The 20,333-nt window shown below is 62.0% G+C and carries 18 protein-coding genes; 4 read left to right on the forward strand and 14 right to left on the reverse strand.

The annotated features are described in order from the left end of the window. Positions 1–129 precede the first annotated feature (129 nt). From GJB56_RS17495 to prpD, 3 genes are read right to left on the reverse strand one after another with little or no spacing between them, the layout of a single operon-like run. Positions 130–1,251, reverse strand: coding sequence for a bifunctional 2-methylcitrate synthase/citrate synthase (locus GJB56_RS17495; protein ID WP_060937997.1), 1,122 nt, complete (start codon positions 1,249–1,251; stop codon positions 130–132). Then, entirely contained in the window at positions 1,248–2,165 is a 918-nt protein-coding gene (gene prpB / locus GJB56_RS17500; protein WP_080909607.1) for a methylisocitrate lyase, read from the reverse strand. The genes GJB56_RS17495 and prpB overlap by 4 nt, the downstream gene beginning before the upstream one ends. Next, a complete protein-coding gene (gene prpD / locus GJB56_RS17505; RefSeq protein WP_113682544.1) occupies positions 2,165–3,667 on the reverse strand; it encodes a 2-methylcitrate dehydratase PrpD in 1,503 nt (500 codons plus the stop codon). Before prpD ends, prpB begins: the two co-directional genes overlap by 1 nt. Positions 3,668–3,834: 167 nt before the next feature. Here prpD and GJB56_RS17510 point away from each other — a divergent pair, with 167 nt between their 5' ends. Both GJB56_RS17510 and GJB56_RS17515 read left to right on the forward strand, forming a co-directional pair. Then, a complete protein-coding gene (locus GJB56_RS17510; protein WP_113682545.1) occupies positions 3,835–5,256 on the forward strand; it encodes a short-chain fatty acyl-CoA regulator family protein in 1,422 nt (473 codons plus the stop codon). A gap of 67 nt (positions 5,257–5,323) precedes the next feature. Beyond that, positions 5,324–6,319 (forward strand): endonuclease/exonuclease/phosphatase family protein, encoded by a 996-nt coding sequence (locus GJB56_RS17515; RefSeq protein WP_046379279.1) that lies wholly within the window; start codon positions 5,324–5,326, stop codon positions 6,317–6,319. Between the two features lie 69 nt (positions 6,320–6,388). On the opposite strand, the gene GJB56_RS17520 is transcribed toward GJB56_RS17515, so the two are convergent. The 6 genes from GJB56_RS17520 to GJB56_RS17545 all read right to left on the reverse strand — a co-directional run bounded on the left by GJB56_RS17520 (position 6,389) and on the right by GJB56_RS17545 (position 12,874). Further along, a complete protein-coding gene (locus GJB56_RS17520; protein ID WP_113682546.1) occupies positions 6,389–7,627 on the reverse strand; it encodes an HNH endonuclease signature motif containing protein in 1,239 nt (412 codons plus the stop codon). 114 nt (positions 7,628–7,741) lie between these two features. Beyond that, complete coding sequence (locus GJB56_RS17525; protein WP_113682547.1) at positions 7,742–9,649, reverse strand: alkyl/aryl-sulfatase; 1,908 nt, start codon at positions 9,647–9,649, stop codon at positions 7,742–7,744. Positions 9,650–9,717: 68 nt separating this feature from the next. Then, positions 9,718–10,038 carry an SHOCT domain-containing protein gene (locus GJB56_RS17530; protein WP_019745273.1) on the reverse strand — a complete coding sequence of 107 codons (321 nt, stop codon included), beginning with the start codon at positions 10,036–10,038 and terminating at the stop codon, positions 9,718–9,720. Between the two features lie 24 nt (positions 10,039–10,062). Beyond that, complete coding sequence (locus tag GJB56_RS17535) at positions 10,063–10,491, reverse strand: DUF6325 family protein (protein ID WP_020909115.1); 429 nt, start codon at positions 10,489–10,491, stop codon at positions 10,063–10,065. Positions 10,492–10,561: 70 nt separating this feature from the next. Continuing rightward, positions 10,562–11,833, reverse strand: a complete 1,272-nt coding sequence (locus tag GJB56_RS17540; RefSeq protein ID WP_007732605.1) for an MFS transporter — start codon at positions 11,831–11,833, stop codon at positions 10,562–10,564. A 45-nt stretch (positions 11,834–11,878) separates the two neighbouring features. Then, positions 11,879–12,874, reverse strand: coding sequence for an aldo/keto reductase (locus tag GJB56_RS17545; protein ID WP_019745276.1), 996 nt, complete (start codon positions 12,872–12,874; stop codon positions 11,879–11,881). Between the two features lie 101 nt (positions 12,875–12,975). On the opposite strand from GJB56_RS17545, the gene GJB56_RS17550 reads away from it, so the two are divergent. Further along, positions 12,976–13,533 carry a TIGR03086 family metal-binding protein gene (locus GJB56_RS17550; RefSeq protein WP_020970773.1) on the forward strand — a complete coding sequence of 186 codons (558 nt, stop codon included), beginning with the start codon at positions 12,976–12,978 and terminating at the stop codon, positions 13,531–13,533. Here GJB56_RS17550 and GJB56_RS17555 read toward each other — a convergent pair. The 3 genes from GJB56_RS17555 to GJB56_RS17565 all read right to left on the reverse strand — a co-directional run bounded on the left by GJB56_RS17555 (position 13,530) and on the right by GJB56_RS17565 (position 16,934). After that, positions 13,530–14,804 (reverse strand): alkaline phosphatase family protein, encoded by a 1,275-nt coding sequence (locus GJB56_RS17555; protein WP_113682548.1) that lies wholly within the window; start codon positions 14,802–14,804, stop codon positions 13,530–13,532. The two genes, GJB56_RS17550 and GJB56_RS17555, sit on opposite strands and share 4 nt — an antisense overlap. Further along, complete coding sequence (locus GJB56_RS17560) at positions 14,801–16,489, reverse strand: alkaline phosphatase D family protein (RefSeq protein WP_080909613.1); 1,689 nt, start codon at positions 16,487–16,489, stop codon at positions 14,801–14,803. The genes GJB56_RS17555 and GJB56_RS17560 overlap by 4 nt, the downstream gene beginning before the upstream one ends. 103 nt (positions 16,490–16,592) lie before the next feature. Beyond that, the gene (locus GJB56_RS17565) at positions 16,593–16,934 is read right to left on the reverse strand and encodes a hypothetical protein (protein ID WP_019745280.1); all 342 of its coding nucleotides are present in this window, start codon (positions 16,932–16,934) and stop codon (positions 16,593–16,595) included. 142 nt (positions 16,935–17,076) lie between these two features. Here GJB56_RS17565 and ilvD point away from each other — a divergent pair, with 142 nt between their 5' ends. Next, complete coding sequence (ilvD, locus tag GJB56_RS17570) at positions 17,077–18,771, forward strand: dihydroxy-acid dehydratase (RefSeq protein ID WP_020970776.1); 1,695 nt, start codon at positions 17,077–17,079, stop codon at positions 18,769–18,771. A gap of 13 nt (positions 18,772–18,784) precedes the next feature. Here ilvD and GJB56_RS17575 read toward each other — a convergent pair whose 3' ends face one another. Further along, a complete protein-coding gene (locus GJB56_RS17575) occupies positions 18,785–19,441 on the reverse strand; it encodes a S1 family peptidase (protein ID WP_007732621.1) in 657 nt (218 codons plus the stop codon). Positions 19,442–19,515: 74 nt separating this feature from the next. After that, entirely contained in the window at positions 19,516–20,235 is a 720-nt protein-coding gene (locus GJB56_RS17580) for a DUF6319 family protein (protein WP_003940205.1), read from the reverse strand. Positions 20,236–20,333: the final 98 nt, after the last annotated feature.

Here is a 20,333-nt window from a genome sequence, read left to right on the forward strand (position 1 = left end):
GAATATTCGGTGCGAAGTTGCAGATAGTGCGAACGGAGAGGCGTCGACGAGGCCAGGAGACGGTGATGCCAGAACCGAACCTCGCCGACGCAGCATTAGTGGGGTGTCATGCCACGATTGTTGAAAGCGTTATGCCACAACGGTCCGCTGCGGCACACCGGAGTACTGACTCAGCGGCCTGATCAGTGCATTCGACTGCCCCTGCTCGATGATGTGCGCCGTCCATCCGGTGATGCGGCTCATCACGAAGATCGGCGTGAACATCTCGACGTCGAAGCCCATAAGGAAATACGCAGGGCCCGTGGGGAAATCGAGATTCGGCTTGATTCCGGTGGCACTGACCATCGTCTTCTCGAGGATCTCGTACATCTGCACCCACTTCTCGCCGTCCGTCGCTGCCGCTACGTCGAGGAGCGCCTGCTTCATGGTCGGAACACGCGAATCACCGTTCTTGTAGACACGGTGCCCGAAGCCCATGACCTTCTCTTTGGCAGCCAATTTCTCCGACATCCAGGCTTCTGCGCGGTCGGGGTCGTCGATCTCGAGCATGTCGTGCATGACAGCTTCGTTTGCGCCGCCGTGCAACGAGCCCTTGAGCGTGCCGATCGCAGCCGTCACTGCGCTGTAGATGTCCGAAAGTGTGGACGTCACAACACGAGCGGCAAACGTCGAGGCGTTGAAGGAGTGCTCCGCATACAGGATCAGCGAGACCTCGAAGGCCTTTACGATCGCCGGCTCCGGAACAGCACCGAAGCACATGTTCAAGAAGTTTTCGGCGAAACCCAGGTCCGACTGCGGCGCGATGGGATCCTGGCCGCGCCGGCGGCGGAAATCGGCTGCGACGATGGTCGGAAGCACAGCCGTCATCCGCAGTGCCTTGGCCAGATTGGCCTTCTCCGAGTTGTCGTCCTCCGCCGGATCCTCGGCGCCGAGGTAGCTGATCGCCGTACGGACCACATCCATGGGGTGGCAGTTGTCCGGCATCTTGGTCAGGAGCGAGAGCAGTGATCGATCGGCACGGCGAGCCGCACGCTCACGCAGACAGAGCAATTCGAGCTGCTCGGGTGTCGGCAGTTCGCCGTACCACAGCAGGTGCGCAACTTCTTCGAAGCTACAATTCGCGGCGAGGTCCTGCACTGCGTAACCGCGATACGTCAACGAATTCGTCTCGGGCACAACCTTGGAGATAGCCGTCGTGTCGACGACAACCCCGGCCAAGCCCTTGTAGATCGTCGGAATCTGTTCGGTCATGTCCTACTCCCCTCCACGCTGAAATTGAAAATGCCACTGTCGAATTCGTTGTAACGCTCGTACTCGAGAATCTCGTACAACCTGCTGCGCTGCTGCATCTCGCCGAGCAGTCCTTCTTGCGTGCCCTCCGCAAAAATCTCGCGCAGACCCTTTTCGATAGCGAACATCGCCAGACGAAGGGTGGTCACGGGGTAGATGACGGCGTTGAAACCGATCTCTTCCAATGTCCTCGCCGAAATGAGGTTCGACTTTCCGAACTCGGTCATGTTGGCGAGCAACGGAGTGTCGACTGCTGCGCGGAACTTCTCGAAGTCGGCCTCGGTGGCAAGAGCCTCTGTGAAGATCAAATCAGCGCCGGCATCCGCGTAGGCCTTTGCTCGCTCGATCGCTGCGTCGATACCGTCGATTCCGGCAGCATCGGTACGCGCGCAGATGACGAAGTTCGGGTCACGACGTGCCGAGACTGCAGCACGAACTCGGCGAACCATGTCTTCGGTAGGCACGATCACTTTGCCGTCGAGGTGCCCACAGCGCTTGGGGTTGATCTGATCCTCCAGGTGCAGACCGGCTATACCGTCGTCCTCGAAGACCGTGACCGTGCGGGCAGCACTCATGGGTTCACCGAAACCGGTGTCGGCATCGATCAGCGTCGGGAGGTCGGTGACCCGCGCGATCTGCTTGCTGTGGGCGGCGACCTCGGTCAACGTGGTCAGCCCGATGTCGGGAAGCGCCAATCCGGCGGAATACGCACCACCCGAAACGTAGACACCTTCGAACCCGATTTCCTGAATCAGCTTGGCTGTCAGCGGATTGATGGCACCTGGCAAGCGCTGAATCTTTCCGCACGTCAGCCCCGCCCGGAAGGCAATCCGCTTGTCGGCCGCGGACGTCGATGCTGCGATGAGGCCCGACATCAGAAAAGTCCCTTGGCGACCTTGGGTGCCCGAGCAAGGACGTCTTCGGAAACGGTGAAGGTCAGCTGATCCAGTTCGCCTGCCTTCAATTCGGCGGTGCGCTGAGCCGCGTCGAGGAAGCGGTCCTGTTCGCTCGGCTCGATGACGCCCTCGGCGAGGGTGCGGAACTTCGCGACGTACTGATCGCGAGCGAACGGACGTGCGCCGAGCGGGTGTGCATCGGCCACCGCAAGCTCGTCGACGATGACCTCGCCGCTCTTCAAGGTGATCTCGGCGCGAGCACCGAAAGCCTTCTCGTCCGGATCAGTCGAGTGGTAGCGGCGTGTCCATTCGGGATCTTCGCGCGTGGAGATCTTGTTCCACAGCTCGATCGTGTCGGGGCGCTGTGCACGCTCGGGCGCGTAGGAATGCTCGTGGTGCCACGTACCGTCCTGCAGCGCAACGGCAAAGATGTACATCACCGAGTGGTCGAGGGTTTCACGCGATGCGGTGGGGTCGAACTTCTGCGGATCGCCGGAACCGGTGCCGATGACGACGTGGGTGTGGTGACTGGTATGCAGGACGATCGAGGCGATCTGATCGAGATCACCTACGCGGGCACGCATCCGACGAGCGAGGTCGATCGGTGCCTGGCTCTGGTACTCAGCGGAGTGTTCCTTGGTGTACGAGTCGAGGATGGCGCGCTTCGCCTCACCCGAACCGGGAAGCGGAACGTGGTACTCCTTGTCCGGGCCACCGAGCAGCCAGGCGATGACGCCGTCTTCGCCTTCCCAGATCGGTGACGGTGCACCTTCACCGCGCATCGCACGATCGACTGCCTCGACGGCAACCTTGCCGGCCAGCGCGGGCGCGTATGCCTTCCAACTTGAGATCTCGCCCTTGCGGGACTGACGTGTCGCCGTCGTGAGATGCAGCGCCTGACCGATTGCCTGGTAGACCGTCTCGGTGCCCAGGCCCAGCAAAGTTCCGATACCTGCCGCAGCCGAGGGGCCGAGGTGTGCGACGTGGTCGATCTTGTGCTCGTGCAGACAGATAGCCCGAACCAGGTCGATCTGAATCTCGTAGCCGGTTGCGAGACCACGAATCAGGTCCTTACCGTCACGGCCGGTGTGCTGAGCGACGGCGAGGATCGGCGGGATGTTGTCACCGGGGTGCGAGTACTCGGCGGCGAGGAACGTGTCGTGGAAGTCGAGTTCGCGAACCGCGACGCCGTTCGCCCAGGCGGCCCACTCCGGCGAGAAAGTACCCGAGATACCGAACACGGTGGACCCGGGCGTGTACGGATGTGACTGCGCCTGTGCACGCGCATTCACCACGGGTCGACGGACCAGGGAAGCTGCGGCAACTGCCGCGTTGTCGATGATCCGGTTGACGATCATGTCGGACGTGGCGTCGGTGACCTCGACGGAATCCGTCGCAACTTCCGCGATCTTCCACGCGAGGTGGTCTTCCTTGGGGAACTCTTCGGCAGAGCGGTGGGTGCGTACGAGATGCGTCTTCATCGATCCTCTTCTCACGTGCTTCGGTATCTATTTGCACGCTACGCAGCTCATTAACCTCGGGATAGGCCCTCGCAACTGCCTATTTGTGCAATAACGATCCTGCAATGTTGCGAATGTTGCGAATGGCTCCTCGGTAGGGTGAACGCGAGCGGCACCGAGGAGATTCGATGAAGAAGATGTACGCGGGAGCGCGGCTGCGACGGCTGCGGGAAGAACGAAACCTGTCACAGTCCGCACTGGCGAAGGCACTCGAACTCTCCCCCAGCTATGTCAATCAACTAGAGAACGATCAACGACCGCTGACGGTCCCCGTCCTTCTCAAGCTCAACGCCGAGTTCGATCTCGACGTGCAATTCTTCGCCTCCGATTCCGACGCACGCCTCGTGGCTGACGTTCATCACGCCTTGGCCGAAACCTCGGAATCCGGGGAGGTATCGCTGGCAGAGGTAGACGAATTGGTGGCCCGAATGCCCGCGGTCGGACGCACCCTCGTGATGTTGCACCGTCGTTTGCACGCCGCAACCGAGCAGTTGGACCAGTTCTCGACGCAATTGTCCGGCGAGGCCGCATCTGATGTGTCGCTCGTACCCATGCCCTACGAGGAGGTTCGGGACTTCTTCTACGACCGAAAGAATCACATCGCCGTTCTGGACGACGCTGCCGAGCAGATGTTCGTGGACAACGGATTGTCCGTTGGCGCAGTGGATTTGCAACTGGCACGACTACTTCGCGATCAGCACGGCGTCACCGTGACGATCCGTACCGACGAACCAGACAAGCTCGGCCCCAAGCGTTTCTACGATCCGGACAAGTCGGTACTCACCCTCGCCCGTCGTCTGTCGGCAGGGCAACGCGCGTTCCAGATCGCGATGCAGTTGGCCTTCTTCACCCAAGCCGACGTGATCGATTCTCTTGTCGCCGAGGATGAATCATTGAGTGCCGAATCCGCAGCTCTCGCCCGCATCGGACTCGCGCATTACTTCGCCGGCGCGCTACTACTGCCGTACACCCAATTCCTGGAATCCGCTGAGGCCTTGCGATACGACATCGATCTGCTGAGCCTCAAGTTCGAGGTCGGCTTCGAGACCGTCTGCCACCGGTTGTCCACACTCCAACGGCACGGCCAGCGCGGCATTCCCTTCTTCTTCGTCAGAACCGATCGCGCCGGAAACATCTCGAAGAGACAGTCCGCTACCGCTTTTCACTTCTCCAGAGTCGGCGGCAGTTGCCCGCTGTGGGTCATCCACGAGGCGTTCACGAGCCCAGGGCGCATCCTCACCCAGGTCGCGAAGATGCCCGACGGCCGGACATACCTCTGGGTGGCGCGCACTACCCACAGCGGCGGGCTCGGGTACCTCGCCCCCGAGCGGAACTTCGCCGTCGGACTCGGTTGCGACATCGGCTACGCCGATCGCATGGTCTACTCCCACGGAATCCAGACGGACGACCCCGCGACCATCGTGCCGATCGGCGCGGGGTGCAAAGTCTGTGACAGACCGGCGTGCTCTCAACGCGCCTTCCCCCAACTCGGCCGCTCGATCTCCGTCAGTCAGAACAGCAGCAGCCATCTGCCGTATCCGCAACAGTAGGGCGCAAACAATAGGGCGCACCGACTCCACCTGCGCTTCCCCGGAGCTACGGCGCCTTTCTGCTTCGATGGATGTCATGCAACCCGATACCGTGACCCCTCGTCGACTGGTTCTTCGCCGCCTTTCGGCCGTGGTTGGTGTGGCCGGAATCGTGACGGGTTTGGTTGCCTTGATCGCAACTCAGCTGGACGTCGATCACAACATCGTGATCGTTCTGGCGTCAGTGGCACCCTTGTTGATGATTGCTCCGCTGATCGGTGCCGTCGTCTCGGGTATCGGGCTTCAGTGGATCGTATGTGCCGCATCCCTTGTCGTCCTTGCACTGTTCGGATGGTCTGTGAGCCCGCTGTACATCGGCGGAACTGGGGAGTCGACGTCTGCGAACGGTCCATCGATTCGGTTGATGCAGGCCAACTTGATGGTCGGTGCAGCGGATCCGGAGTCGCTTGTGGCGATGGTCCGCGAACGCAACGTCGACGTGGTGACGGTCCAGGAGTTGACGTACCAGGAAGCCGAGGCGCTCGAAGCCGCCGGGCTTGAAGAGGTTCTGAGCCACCAGTTCCTGATCCCCTACGCCGACGGCGGTGGCGGGGCCGGAATCTACAGTCGCTTTCCTCTCTCCAATCCACGTAGCCTCGACGGGTTCTCACCCGAAACGCTGTCCGCAGAGCTGAATGTCGGCTTGGCGCAGCCAGTCACATTGTTCGCCGTGCATCCGGCACCTGCGTACATCTCGCCGGCTTCGGTGTGGGCGGCCGAGCAGCAGAAGCTTGGGTCTTACATGGACGAAGTCGCCGGGATGGACAATGTGATAGTCAGCGGCGATTTCAATGCGTCGTACTCGAACAAACAGTTCCGGAATCTCCTCAGCAACGGATACACCAGCGCCGCCGATCAATTGGGTTCCGGCCTGATCCCGACGTACCCGACCGACAAGTGGTATCCGGCGGTGGTCGGTATCGACCACATAATCACCAAAGGCGCCGTGGCGACATCCTTGGAACGGATCGAGATCAAGGGATCCGATCACCACGGCCTGATTGCCGACATCACGTTGTCTTGACTAAATCCTGGATTGAGCGAGCACCGGGGCATGGTTGTGCCCGGTGCTCGCGTCTCGAGTTATTTCACTTCAGGCTGTTGTCGGTGGGCTGTTCCCGCCGATCGGCTGCTGATACGGATCAACCGACATCGGCGGATAGAACACCGACTTCCGATCCGGGCCGATCTCCACCCGCCACTCGGTGTGGTGCACCGTCCGGTGGTGATGACCGCACAACAAGATCAGGTTGTCGAGATCTGTTGGGCCACCATCACCCCAGTGAACAATATGATGGGCATCGCACCACCCCGACGGAGTCCCACACCCCGGAAATGCACACCCGCCATCACGAACCGCCAACGCCCGCCGCTGCGGCACCGTCGCCGTTCTCGCTTCCTTACCGCAGACGAGCGGAACACCGTTCTCGTCCAGGAGGATCCGGGTGACGGTGCAGTCGCACGCCAGCATCCGGGCAGTGTCGAGACTGATCGGCCCTACCCAATCCGTCCACGCAAATCCCAGCTCCTCGGTGGACGGCAACAGGTCTTTCAGAACTTTAAGGTCCGTCATGTCTTTCGCCGATGCGGTGACCGTGATGTGTGGTTTCACCCCGCCCTCGATCGGACCCAACCCCGCCCGCTCGTACCGGCGCAACAATTCGCAAAACCCGTCCGCCCGCCGTAGCGCCGGAGTACGGGTGTCCTTCACGCCATCCTTCTCCGGCGTCGGCGCCGACAAACTCGACAACAACGTGATCAACCGCGCCCCGTTCACAGCATCTAGGTCGCCCTTCACAGTCACCCGCCCGTACAAGCCTTTCGAGGCGTAGAACTCATTCCGCTCCGAATCTTCCCCGACCGGAACGCCATCCTCGCGTTTTCCGTACTGCTTCTCGATCCGCCGAATCGCTGCCCGCACCGCATCACAATCCGCGATGTTCTTCGACGCCAACCCGAGCAGAATCCCGCGGGCCTTATCCACATCCGCCAGGGTCATGTTCTTGGGCGGATGCTGACAAAACGACGCCACCTGCCGGGCTTTCAACGCATCCACATCGCCACGGTGAAACGCATCGCCCACAACGGGTTCGAGCATCAACAACCGCGCCAACCCGACCAGCAGACTGCACTCACCGATCTCCAGATTCGTCGAACCGTGCAACCACTGCGCGATCGCCCGAAAACCCTTCCCGCCGAGAACCTCACGGGAAAACATCTCCACGATCAACAACACCATCCGCGACTGCAACTCGTGCCGGGCGCGCACCAGATCGAGAACCTCACTCTTGAGGTCCTCACCATCCAGCTGCCACGCATCCCGACTGTTCATACCGAAAGTTTAATCGAACACACTTTCGATAACCAGAGACAAAACGGACAACTTCACGAGCGCCCAGAACTCGAGACTCGTTGAAATACAGCCTCATTCAACTGCCACACGCTGCTACGTCGGCGTGACTATCGCAAAGTTCGGATCAGGCTCGTCGAGGTGCCCCGCAAGTTCTGCGAGCTTCGCCGGGTCGCCGGCCACCGTGATACTGCCATTCGCAATCTCGGCGCCCAGGTCCGCACCACCGAGCAGCACACCGAGTAAGCCGAGACGACTCAAACTGAACGTCGCATCCACAGACCCAGCATCTGCAGACCCACCTTCCACGTCGAAATGGATCAGCACTCCGTTGCTCAGTTCCGTTCGGTGCACGATGTTTTCGTCGGTGATGTTCCAATCGATGACGATGTGGGAATTCGCTGCACTCACTCCGTCCACGCGGAGCGACACAGCGTCGAACACCTGCTTCACCGACAACGCTGCGGTGATATCAGGAGCTGCAGCAACTGTGGGCGTACCCACCGAACCGTTGCGCAGTTCGTATGCACCCGTGAGGTAGAAGTTTCGCCAGGTGCCGTTCTCGGCGCCGTACCCGAGTTGCTCGAAGGTATCGGCCTGCAGGGTCTTGGCCTCCGCGTTGTCCGGTTCAGCAAAGATGACGTAGTTCACCACCTGCGCGACCCACCGAAAGTCTCCGCCCTCGTACGATTCCCGAGCTTTTCGGAGCACCTCTGCCGATCCGCCCATGAACTCCACGTGACGCTTGGCCGATTCGACGGGTGGATGCTCCCACAGGTGCGCTGGGTTGCCGTCGAACCATCCCATGTAGCGCTGGTAGATGGCTTTGACGTTGTGACTGACGGAACCGTAGTACCCGTGTGTGTGCCACGCCTGCGCCAAGGCGGTTGGCAGTTCGATGGATTCGGCGATCTCTAGACCGGTCCACCCCTGATTGATTCGACGAAGTGTCTGATCGTGAAGGTACCCGTAGAGGTCGCGCTGCAATGACAGGAACTCGGTGAGCCGTTCGGTCCCCCACGTCGGCCAATGGTGGGATGCAAACACGACGTCGGATCGTGAGGCGTAGCGATTGATCGATTCGGTCAGGTACGCCGACCACACATGCGGATCTCGCACCAACGCTCCACGAAGTGTCAGTAGGTTGTGCAGATTATGAGTTGCGTTCTCCGCCATGCACAGTGCGCGAAAGTCCGGGAAGTAGAAGTTCATCTCGGACGGCGCCTCGGTGCCTGGGGTCATCTGGAACTCGATCCGAACGCCGTCGATCGTCTCTGTATGACCAGTCTTCGAGATCGACACCGTCGGTGAAATCAGCGTCGGTGTACCGGTGGAGGTGGTCTGGCCCAATCCTGCACCGACGCCACCTCGAGGACCTCGAGGCAATGCCGCCCCGTACATGTATGCCGCACGTCGAGCCATTGCCGTTCCCGCATAGACGTTTTCCTCGACGGCATGCTCTACGAACCCCGTTGGCGCAAAGATCACGCATCGCCCGGCAGCGACGTCGTCTTCGGTGGTCACCCCCTTGACCCCACCGAAACGGTCGATATGCGAATGCGTGTAGATCACCGCGACAACCGGTCGATCACCACGATGCGCCCGATACAACGCAAGACCGGCGGCCGCGGTTTCCCGAGAAATCAGTGGATCGATGACGATGATCCCGCTCTCCCCCTCGATAAGGGTCATATTCGACAGATCGAGGCCGCGTATCTGATAGATCGAATCCGTCACCGCAAATAGTCCTTGCTTGGCCACCAACCTCGATTGACGCCACAAGCTCGGATTGACGGTCGGCGGGCACTCTTCATCCAGGAATGAGTACGAGTCGTTGTCCCACAGCACTTTTCCGTCGGGTCCGGTTACCACGCCGGGATCGAGCGCGCCGATGAACCCGCGCTCGGCATCGGTGGAATCGGTCTTGTCGGAGAACGGCAGGGTCTCGGTGACTCGGGAGTTCGCCGCTTCGATTGCGGCCGATGCTGCGCGTGGGTCGATCATAGATCAGCCTTTCATGCTCAATTGCCTGGTGTGGTAAACCCGTTCAAGGCTTCAAGAACCAGCGGGGACTAGCTCAGCAACTGCGACTTTGCCGCGGCGAACTCCGCGTCGGTCAACACGCCGGACTGATGAAGCTGACCCAGCTCCTGCAGCTTGGAGACCAGATCGTCAGCGCCAGAAGGGGGAACGGACTGCACGGGTGCGACCTGCGGCGGCGGCTGTTGCTGCTGGTACTCCTGCTGGTATTCCTGCTGCTGCTCGCTGGCCTTCCGTTGACTCCGTCTATCCATGGCGTTGGACGTCGCTTTTGCGGTTCCAGCCACTACCGCAGTGCGCGCCACCGTGCCGAGCAACCCCGGCCGCCCTCTGCGTCCACCTCGAAAAACCATGCCGAACTCCTTGGGTAATTGTCGCTACTGAAATGCTGCTTCGACCGCTGCGACGACTACCTCGCGCGGTATCTGAACGTGAAGGACTACATCGCCGCCGCCACCGCGAACCGTCGACGCGAGCTCACGCGCCCACGTCTGCTCGTAGACGATGACTGCGGCGGACGTTCCTGGTTCGAGTGACTCACGGACCACGTCCAGATCCTCGTCACTGATCAATGCCTTGGCTTCGATGGACAGAATCGCCAGTCCGATCTCTGTGAGATCTTCGTCGACGTCGATCTGTGACACCTGTCCGTCGGCGTCCTTGGCGATGTACACGAGGTCGAGCAGGGTGACAAAACCTCGTTCCACCACGTTTTGCAGCGCGGCGACGGCTTCAGGATCCACAGTGGAACCTGGGAATGCCAGCACCACGAGCTCGACCGGTCCGATGTTCATTGCGTCGTTCATCCATCAAGCCTGGTGGCTCGGACGCTTGGGAACCTCACCCGCAGGGGATGAATTACCCGATGCGATCGAGTTATTTGTTGCGACGAATGACTTCGCGAATCGGCCGTACGTGTACGCCTTCTGCCGCGAGGGCTCGCCGGGCTTTGCCTCGAGTGACGAGCACACCGACGATGCCGAGAATCCAGACCGGATATTGCACCATCCAGGCGACGCGGAATCCGTCGAACGTGTACCCGCCCATGTGTCCGAGGATTACGCCCATCACTTGAATCACGATGAGGGAAGCGAGGAATCCACCGATGTTGACCATGCCCTGTGCGGTGCCCATCGCCGAACTCGGGTTGGACGTACGCGCGTAGTCGAAGCCGATCACCGAACCCGGCCCACCCACCGAGATGACGACCACCAGGATCGTCAACAACCAGAGCGGAGACGGTTCGCTTCGTGAAAGCACGATCGTCCACATGAGCGCGCTGGCCACCATGATGGTGAGAACCAACCACGATCGACGCATGGGATAGCGACCGGTGAGAATGCCGAGGATCGGGCCGGCCACGATTGCCGAGATGACCGACAGCGTCAGCAGCGAGCCGACCGTCGTGGAGTCGAGGCCTTGAGCCGATTTCAGGTACGGCACACCCCACAGCAGCGCGAACGTCGTAATCGAGAACTGAGTCCCCATGTGACTGAAGAACCCGAGACGGGTGCCGGGCCGCATCCACACCGTCTTGATCTGTCGCCCGATCTCCTTGGCGCCGGCCGGCACGGCGACCACGTCGGCACCGGGCGGCGCGTCGCGGATGACACTCAACGCCAGTGCAAACGCCAACAGTCCGACAGCGGCAGCGCTGCCGTAGGCAAAAGTCCAGCCCGGCCCGGACAACAGCAACATGAACGGGAGCGCAGACATCACCTGGCCCAGCTGACCGAGGATGCCCGTGAACTGCGAGACCAACGGCACCTGCCGGGGCGGGAACCACTGCGGTACCAACCGCAACACCGAGATGAAGGTGAGTGCATCCCCGGCACCGACGGCAATACGTGCACCGATCGCGACGGGCAGCGATTCGGTGAAGGCGAGAGCCAACTGCGCGGACATCATGATGAACGCACCGACTGCGATCATGATCCGCGAACCGTAGCGGTCGAGGAGAACTCCCGCCGGAATCTGCATACCGGCGTACACAACGATCTGCAGCACGACGAAGCTCGACAGAACGCTGGGTGAGATCGAGAACCGATCAGCAGCAGACAGACCCGAGACACCGAACGAAGTGCGGTGAAGCACGGCGATCACGTAGGCAAAAACACCGACACCCCAGACCAACCACACTTTTTTCATCGGGTCTGTATGTTACTCCTGTCTTTCGCAAGGCTCAGGACATGATTATTCGCGGCCCTGAGAGACCCAATTCAAATCAGCCGAACGGAAGCCTTCGGTAATCGCGGCGAGGGAGTCGAGGCGAGCGATCTGGTCTTCGCTCAGAACGATGTCCAACGCTCCGGCGTTTTCCGTGACTCGTGCAGCGAACCGCGTGCCGGGAATCGAAACGGAAGGCAACCCGTACTGACGGCCCTTGGCATCGAGCCATGCCAGGGAAACCTGTGCAGGCGTCGCGCCGAGCTCCTCACCGACGGCGCGGACCACGTCGAGAACCTTCTGATTAGCAGGGAGCGCGGAGTCCGAGAAGCGTGGGAAGCGTCGGCGTAGGTCGTTGTCACCGAGCGTCTCCGCATCGAACGATCCCGCCAGGAAGCCTCGGCCCACAGGTGAGAAGGGCACGAATCCGACTCCGAGTTCCGCGGCGGTGGGTACTACCTTGTTCTCGACGTCCCGACTCCAGATGCTCCATTCGGACTGGATCGCCGCGATCGGATGCACCCCGTACGCACGACGCAGTTCATCGCCGGTCGCCTCGGACAGGCCGATGTTGCGGACCTTGCCCGCCTTCACCTGCTCTGCGATCGCGCCGACGGTGTCTTCGATCGGAACGTTCGGGTCGACCCGGTGCAAGTAGTAGAGGTCGACATGATCGACGCCGAGTCGTCCCAGAGACTCGTCGAGTGCCTGCGGTACGTAGGCCGGGTCTCCGTTGATCCCGCGCTGACCGTTGGCGATGTTGCCGACCAGACCGAACTTCGTCGCCAACTGCACTTCGTCCCGGCGGTCTTTGAGAAGCTCTCCCACCGCACGCTCGCTCGAGCCCTCCCCGTACACGTTGGCGGTGTCGATGAACGTGATCCCGATGTCCACCGCATGGTGCAATGTGGCAAGCGCCTCGGCCGGATCCACCGGGCCGTAGACAGGGGCGACGGACATCGCGCCGTATCCCTGAGCGCTGACAGTGAGACCTTCGGCCAGAGTGACGGTGGGGACGGTCATGAAAACTCCTCGATTCGACTAAGCGACAACCTCGACAGTCTTCACCGAATCGAAGCCTCACGCACCGATTAACGTCACGCTGATCGGGTTACCCTCGAGTGATGGCATTCGATTGGCTCGAACTCGTGCTCACCGCCCACCGCGAATTCGGTTCACGACTCGCCGCAGTCGAGGACTGGAACGCACCCACGCCCGACTCCGACTGGCACGTCGAACACCTCGTCCGCCACGTCATCGAGGAGCAGCAGTGGGTACCGCCGCTCCTGGCCGGACTGACGGTCGGCGAGGCGACACCGGACATCGTTCCCGTCGGGGACGACCTGTGGACCGAATGGCAGAAGTACTCCGATGCCGCCATCAAAGCGTGGAAATCGACGGACCTCAGTGCCCACGTTCACCTCTCGTACGGCACAGTGAAGGTGGAACCCTATCTGCGCCAGCAGACCTCGGACGTCACGATCCACACCTGGGATCTCGCGCGAGCGGTCGGAGCAGACGAGCGACTCGATCCAGACCTCGTCGAGGCCGTCTGGTCCGACCTCGACGGGCAGCGCGACATGCTCGCCGAGAGCGGCCTGTTCTCCGCTCCCGTCGATCTTCCTGACGATGCGTCGTTGCAGGACAAGCTGATTGCCCTGACCGGCCGCGATCCTCGTTAGACGTTCAGCGTCACGCCCGTCGTGCGGGCGACGCCGTCCCAGCCGCCGGCAGGTGCACCGAGGCCGAGCAGAGCCGCAACCGTCGGCGCGACGTCGATCGTGCGAGCCTGCGTGTCGATCTTCCGTCCACCGTCGAGAGCGGGATGCCCGCCGCTGAGGAAGAACGGGATGGGCAGTGTCACGAAATGGCCGTGGTTGCCGGGAATCGGGTTGGACAGTGGAGTCGGATCACTGAACCGCCAGCCCTGAGCGCAAAACGCAACGACGTCACCGGCATTGGTGCCGAGATCGAATTCGGCGGGGAGGTGGCTGGATTCGACGCCGTCCACACCATCCACGATCTGCTGAATCCGGCTGACGGCTTCCGCCCGTTCGCCATCGGGTCCGACGAAGTAGATCAGGTGTGCGCCACCGTTCTGGGCGATTCGAATCTTGCCTGCCAGCAACGGGTCCGCGTTCAGCGGTCGATCGAGTCCGATGAGCCGCGCGGGCTCCGACCAGTCCATGGAGTGGTCGGCCAACACGATCAGAATGCTCCGATTCCAACGACCCGTGTCATGAAGGAAGTCGACGAAGCGGCGAACCTGGTTGTCGGTGTTCTGAAGTGCGGCCGTGCGAGCGATCCGGATGGACGGACCGGACAGATCCAGGTGCCCAACCCGATCGACGTCACCGAGGTTGGTGAACGAGAGCCGCGGCGAGTTCCCGCCGACGATACGGATCAAGGCGTCGATCGTGAAGTTGTCCGGCGCGTGCTCCGTGCCGGGAACGAGCGGCTGGGGATCCCACACCAGTGAGGCGCGGTCACCGAACAACCCGTGAAGGTAGCGCTTCGACAGCACACTCGCAGTGGTCAATCCGAGTTCGGCGCGCACCCGATCCAGAACCGTCGATGCCTGCAGGTCGGAAGGCCGATCGAGGTCACGCTTCTTGTCGATGGACGGATCGTAGACGGAGTTTGCAGGCACTCCCGAACGCGCCGGCAGCACTCCCGTCATCATCGCCGTGTGATTCGGCAGCGTTTCCGCGATCGTGATGGCGCTGGCGTCCGGGTAGTGAATACCGCCGGCCGCAAGCCCGGTCAGCGTCGGGGTGAGCTCCGATCGCAGCTCGTCCGGACGCATGCCGTCGACGACGATGACATGCACGTCCAGGTCTGGGATGCCTGCGCTGGTGGGAACGCTCGCGCGAGCGGGCGTTCCGAGCAATGCCGTTCCGGCGACAACACTTCCACCGATCAGAACGCTACGACGCGAAACTTCGATACTCACTGGTCGACTCCTGGTCGGTACGAGGCCTGATCGAGGGCGGCCGAGGTGGGTGAGACTCTACTGCCCGCGCCTGCCGGAAGACGGTAGCTCACGGCGTAGTGCGCATTGCTCTGCGGATTGGTCAGATCATCGACGTAGTACCAATCCATCTGAGTACCTTCGCGGGCGATTTCGAATACGCCGTAGCCGTGCGAATCCAGTTCGACGTACCGCACGTGCCGGTTCACGGCCTTGAATGCTTCTTCTGCCGCAACGGTTACCGTGCGCGGCGGCACTTTCAGCATGTCGTCGATGTTGGGCGACGTCACCGACGGGACGACGAACTCAGCGCCGACAGTCGGCCCGCCTGGGTAATTCGCGGCATTGGTCGGTAGGTCGCAAGCCCACGACGTGTGGATGTCACCGGTGATGAAGACGGTGTTGTCCACACCGTTCGAGGTGATCGCATCGAAAAGCCTGGTGCGGTCGGCGGTGTACCCGTCCCACTGATCCGTGTTGTACGGGACACCGGCCTGCGGCACTCCCACCAGTTCGGTCAACGCCGCGGTGGTCGCCGGTTCCAGCGGCGGGAACACGCAGGGCGTGATCATGACCGGATTGCCGACGATCTTCCACTGCGTCGGGGAGGTGACGATTCCGCTGGTCAACCAATCCATCTGTGCGCGTCCGGTAATGGTGCGTGACGGATCGTCGACCTGCTTCATCGTCGGCTGCTCGTCGCGGTAGGTACGCAGGTCGAGCATCGAGATCTCGGCCAGATTCCCGAAGCGGAACCGTCGATACAGCTGAACGCTCGAACCACTACCCGACGGGCGGACAGGCATCCACTCGAAATATGCCTTGGCCGAGTTCGCCTTTCGATCTGCCCAATCGCCTTCGATACCGGGAGTGTGATTTTCGGCGCCGTCCCGGTACGCGTTGTCGGCCGATTCGTGATCGTCCCACGTAGTGATGAACGGGAGTTTCAGGTGAAGAGCAGCCAGATCCGGGTCGGTCTTGTACTGCGCGTGCCGAATTCGGTAGTCGGCCAGCGAAATGATCTCGTGGGCCGGCTCGTGAAGGCGAACGGATCCGTTCCGCGCGCCGTACTCCCCCTGCCCGTACTCGTAGATGTAGTCACCGAGATGAATGATCGCGTCGAGGTCTTCGCGGAATGCGAGGTGGCGATAAGCACCGAAATATCCTGCTTCCCAGTTGGAGCAGGACACGACGCCGAAGCGGAGACGATCGAGATCTGCCGAGTTCGACGGAGCCGTGCGGGTGCGTCCCACCGGAGAAACAGCCGAACCCGCAGTGAATCGGTACCAGTACGTCGTCGACGAATCGAGTCCGGTGACGTCGACCTTCGCGGTGTGATCGGATTCTGCCGAAGCAGCAACACTTCCCGACGCCACAACGCTCGCGAACCCCTCATCGGTCGCGACCTGCCAGTTGAGCGTCACCGCCGCCCCGACGCCCGAACCTGGCGTTGCGTCTGCCGTTGGGGTGATGCGGGTCCAGATGATCACGGCATCCGGCAACGGGTCACCGGATGCCACGCCGTGCGCGAATCCCGGGCTGCCACCCGGAACCTCGGCACCGGCGTGGCTCGCCGAAGCGACACCGAGACCTACTGCGCCGGCGAGAGCCGCCGATCCCTGCAGTAGGCCACGTCTGGATATTCGATCGAAGGCATTCGTGTGCACGCTAGGAGTGAACCCGCACCTGAACGGCCGTTCAAGAGAGCTTCGGGATGTTCACCCAGGCTTCGCCTGCGATTCTCTGAAAGTTTGACCGAGTCGATCCCGATCACAACCGGTAGTCGAGGGCCGAGCCTCGAACCACACCGACCTTGACTCCGATGTAACCGCCGAGTGCACCCCCGGCCGCGATCAGGATCCAGAACGCCGGCGGAATCAGAGCCTCGGACCCGTCGATCTCGGAGAACGCGGAATAGCCGGCGATCAACGCACCGAACAGCACAGGCAGTATCAGCAGTGCGGCAAAGAAAGTCACCCACACCGATACGAAGCGGCCCTTCCACCGGGCAATCTCGTGCAGAACCGTCAGAACAACCAGGAAGACACCACTACCGGTCAAGACGGCCGCCAGAACTGCAAACCCGAAAGCTGAAATCAGTTCCGACTCCACCTGAATCCCCCTGTACGTCAATCACCTGCACACTCAGCCCCGACTGCGATGCGACGAGTCTATTCACGACGGACGACGTCTGTTGGCAACTCGAGTCGCTCGTCTGCCGGAAAGACATCCTGCTGACGCCTATGCTTGGAAAATGACCGAACCCGACATCAAGCCCAGAAGTCGTGACGTCACCGACGGACTCGAAAAGACCGCAGCGCGCGGCATGTTGCGTGCAGTAGGAATGGGTGACGACGACTGGGTCAAGTCGCAGATCGGCGTCGCCTCGTCCTGGAACGAGATCACACCGTGCAACCTGTCCCTCGATCGCCTGGCCAAGGCCGTCAAGGAAGGTGTCCGGGAGGCCGGTGGATTCCCCCTCGAATTCGGCACCATCTCCGTTTCCGACGGCATTTCGATGGGTCACGAGGGCATGCACTTCTCCCTCGTCTCCCGTGAAGTGATCGCGGACAGCGTCGAGACCGTCATGCAGGCCGAGCGCCTCGACGGATCGGTTCTTCTCGCCGGCTGCGACAAGTCGTTGCCCGGCATGATGATGGCGGCGGCCCGCCTCGACCTCGCCAGCGTGTTCCTCTACGCCGGTTCCACCCTCCCCGGCGTCGCCAAACTTTCCGACGGCAGCGAGCGGGAAGTCACCGTCATCGACGCGTTCGAGGCTGTGGGCGCCTGCTCGCGCGGACTGATGAGCCGCGCCGACGTCGACACCATCGAACGGGCGATCTGCCCGGGCGAAGGCGCGTGCGGCGGCATGTACACCGCAAACACGATGGCCAGCGCCGCCGAGGCCATGGGAATGTCGCTGCCCGGCAGCGCTTCACCGCCCGCGCCGGACCGTCGCCGCGACGGATTCGCCCGCGAGAGCGGCAAAGCCGTTGTCGAACTCCTTCGTCGGGGCATCACCGCCAGGGACATCCTCACCAAGGAAGCGTTCGAGAACGCCATCGCGGTGGTCATGGCGTTCGGCGGATCCACCAATGCGGTGCTCCATCTCCTCGCGATCGCGCACGAAGCGTACGTTCCGCTGACGCTCGACGATTTCGCTCGCGTCGGCGCGAAGGTCCCGCACCTCGCCGACGTCAAGCCCTTCGGAAAGCACGTCATGACGGACGTCGACCGTATCGGCGGCGTCCCCGTCATCATGAAGGCATTGCTCGACGCGGGACTCATGCACGGAGATTGCCTGACCGTCACCGGCAAGACTGTTGCGGAGAACCTGGCGCACATCACCCCGCCCGATCCGGACGGCAAGGTCCTGCGGGCGATGAACAAGCCGATTCACCCGACCGGAGGCATCACGATCCTGAAGGGGTCACTTGCGCCCGGCGGCGCGGTGGTCAAGTCGGCAGGATTCGAGTCTGATGTATTCGTCGGCACTGCACGGGTTTTCGAACGTGAACGTGCCGCAATGGACGCGCTCGAAGACGGGACCATCACTGGTGGCGACGTCGTTGTCATCCGCTACGAGGGCCCGAAGGGCGGTCCCGGAATGCGTGAGATGCTGGCCATCACGGGCGCGATCAAGGGTGCGGGTCTCGGCAAGGACGTCCTGCTGCTGACGGACGGACGATTCTCGGGCGGCACCACCGGCCTGTGTGTCGGACACGTTGCGCCCGAGGCCGTCGACGGCGGTCCCATCGCGTTCGTTCGCGACGGCGACCAGATCCGGCTCGACGTGGGTACCGGACAACTCGAGTTGTTGGTCGACGACTCCGAATTGGAAGTCCGCAAGAAGGGCTGGGAGCCGTTGCCGCCTCGCTACACACGTGGTGTGTTGGCCAAGTACTCCAAGCTCGTGGGATCAGCCTCGGGTGGAGCAGTGTGCGGCTGATCCCAGCTCGCAGCTAGATGGGCCGGTACCCGGCGCCGACGCCTCCGTGGGCATTGATCGTGTCCACGATGGAGGTCATGTTGGTGCCGAGTTCCGGCCCCAGGCACGGTACCCAGAGGTAGGCGTTGACCATCGCGACCAGCGTCGTGCCGACCGTGACCGGGGCTCCCGAATCACCGTGGTCGACGCAGATCTGAGTCCAGGTGGATGCGTCGGCGCTCAGGTCTCCCCAGACGACGCCGCAGGTGGTGCCCGTCGTACGGCCTTCCTTGCAGGCTGTAGCCGGGAAGCTGGCCGGAGCGCCGATCGAGGTGATGGTTGCCGCGCCCACCGTTCGAACTGGTGTGACCTTGCCCGGATCGAACTGGATGACCCCGTAGTCCAGGTCCGGGTTCGACTCGACGAACGTGCCGACCACGCCTGCGTCCTCGTTGCTTTCCGGGATCACGAACGATCCAGGACCACCGCAGTGACCTGCGGTGATACCCACGAGTCTGCCGCCGTTGTCGTGCCCGATAGTGGTCAACGTGCAGACCAGCTGATTGTCGATGATGATGCCCGAACCACCACCCATGGGCGTGGGTGCAGCAACCGCGTTGCTGCTGACGATGAACCCGAGTCCGAGTGCCAAGACCAACGCTGCCAGAGCCGAAACAATTCGCTGCAACATCACAATCTCTCCGCCGGTAATCTCCCCGCTGCAAAAAACGCATACCCCGGAAAGTGCGGACCTACGCAGCGTTTCTAGTCGGTAGCTCCGAGCGCTTCGAGCATCTTGCGTGCCTCCTCGAGTTGACGACTCAACTCGTCGACTCGCGCTGCAGCCATGTCCCGTGCAGCGACGATGATGGACTCGACAGCTTCGATGGCGGTGGGCTCACCCAACTCGCGGACAGCTCGCTCGACTGCATCGGGTGCGACCGGAACTGCTTTGCCCGGACGCTTGGCGCCCTGTGTGACCGTCACGCTCCAGTCGTTGTCCGCGCCCGCATGGATGGTGACGCTGATTCCGGCCGGCAGTTTCTTCGCACGCTTGACGGCCGGACGAGGTGTCGCGGCAGGGGCAGCAGTGGTAGTCGGTACCGGAGCGGGTGCAGGCTGCGCACGCGGCTTCGGTCGAACAGGCTCTACGAGTGGCTCCATCAGGGGCTCGGACTCCACAACTGGTTTGGGCCGTGGCGCCGGTTTGGCCGGTGCCGCGGAGACGCGGTTGATGCGCAATTCTTCTGCCTCGAAAGGTAATTCGTCGTTCACGCCCTTGGGGCGGATCATCACGGTGTTGCCGTCCACCGACACGACTTTCGCCGAGGTACCGGCTTCGATCCCCAGGCTGGGAGTCGCCTCGCGCAGATAGACGGTGGCGCGCTTGCCTTCGGCGACAGCCGTGGCGAGCGCTGCCAGATTGTCCGCAGTGAGGTGATCCGGCGTTGATGCGGCAGCGCCGGAACGTCTACGGGGTGGCATGCGCAGGTCCTTTCAGAAGTATCTCGTGCATTTCAGTATCGACAGTGCTTTTCTCGGGGCAACTCTTGCACAAGCCACCGACGTGTTGACTCTCACCG

The sequence above is a fragment of the Rhodococcus sp. AQ5-07 genome, assembly GCF_009707305.1.
Lineage (GTDB): Bacteria > Actinomycetota > Actinomycetes > Mycobacteriales > Mycobacteriaceae > Rhodococcus_F > Rhodococcus_F erythropolis.

Bases quoted from the DNA above. Each gene is read 5' to 3' on its own strand.
- GJB56_RS17495 (WP_060937997.1), bottom strand. From the start codon at position 1,251: ATGACCGAACAGATTCCGACGATCTACAAGGGCTTGGCCGGGGTTGTC.
- prpB (WP_080909607.1), bottom strand. From the start codon at position 2,165: ATGTCGGGCCTCATCGCAGCATCGACGTCCGCGGCCGACAAGCGGATT.
- prpD (WP_113682544.1), bottom strand. From the start codon at position 3,667: ATGAAGACGCATCTCGTACGCACCCACCGCTCTGCCGAAGAGTTCCCC.
- GJB56_RS17510 (WP_113682545.1), top strand. From the start codon at position 3,835: ATGAAGAAGATGTACGCGGGAGCGCGGCTGCGACGGCTGCGGGAAGAA.
- GJB56_RS17515 (WP_046379279.1), top strand. From the start codon at position 5,324: ATGGATGTCATGCAACCCGATACCGTGACCCCTCGTCGACTGGTTCTT.
- GJB56_RS17520 (WP_113682546.1), bottom strand. From the start codon at position 7,627: ATGAACAGTCGGGATGCGTGGCAGCTGGATGGTGAGGACCTCAAGAGT.
- GJB56_RS17525 (WP_113682547.1), bottom strand. From the start codon at position 9,649: ATGATCGACCCACGCGCAGCATCGGCCGCAATCGAAGCGGCGAACTCC.
- GJB56_RS17530 (WP_019745273.1), bottom strand. From the start codon at position 10,038: ATGGTTTTTCGAGGTGGACGCAGAGGGCGGCCGGGGTTGCTCGGCACG.
- GJB56_RS17535 (WP_020909115.1), bottom strand. From the start codon at position 10,491: ATGAACGACGCAATGAACATCGGACCGGTCGAGCTCGTGGTGCTGGCA.
- GJB56_RS17540 (WP_007732605.1), bottom strand. From the start codon at position 11,833: ATGAAAAAAGTGTGGTTGGTCTGGGGTGTCGGTGTTTTTGCCTACGTG.
- GJB56_RS17545 (WP_019745276.1), bottom strand. From the start codon at position 12,874: ATGACCGTCCCCACCGTCACTCTGGCCGAAGGTCTCACTGTCAGCGCT.
- GJB56_RS17550 (WP_020970773.1), top strand. From the start codon at position 12,976: ATGGCATTCGATTGGCTCGAACTCGTGCTCACCGCCCACCGCGAATTC.
- ilvD (WP_020970776.1), top strand. From the start codon at position 17,077: ATGACCGAACCCGACATCAAGCCCAGAAGTCGTGACGTCACCGACGGA.
- GJB56_RS17575 (WP_007732621.1), bottom strand. From the start codon at position 19,441: ATGTTGCAGCGAATTGTTTCGGCTCTGGCAGCGTTGGTCTTGGCACTC.
- GJB56_RS17580 (WP_003940205.1), bottom strand. From the start codon at position 20,235: ATGCCACCCCGTAGACGTTCCGGCGCTGCCGCATCAACGCCGGATCAC.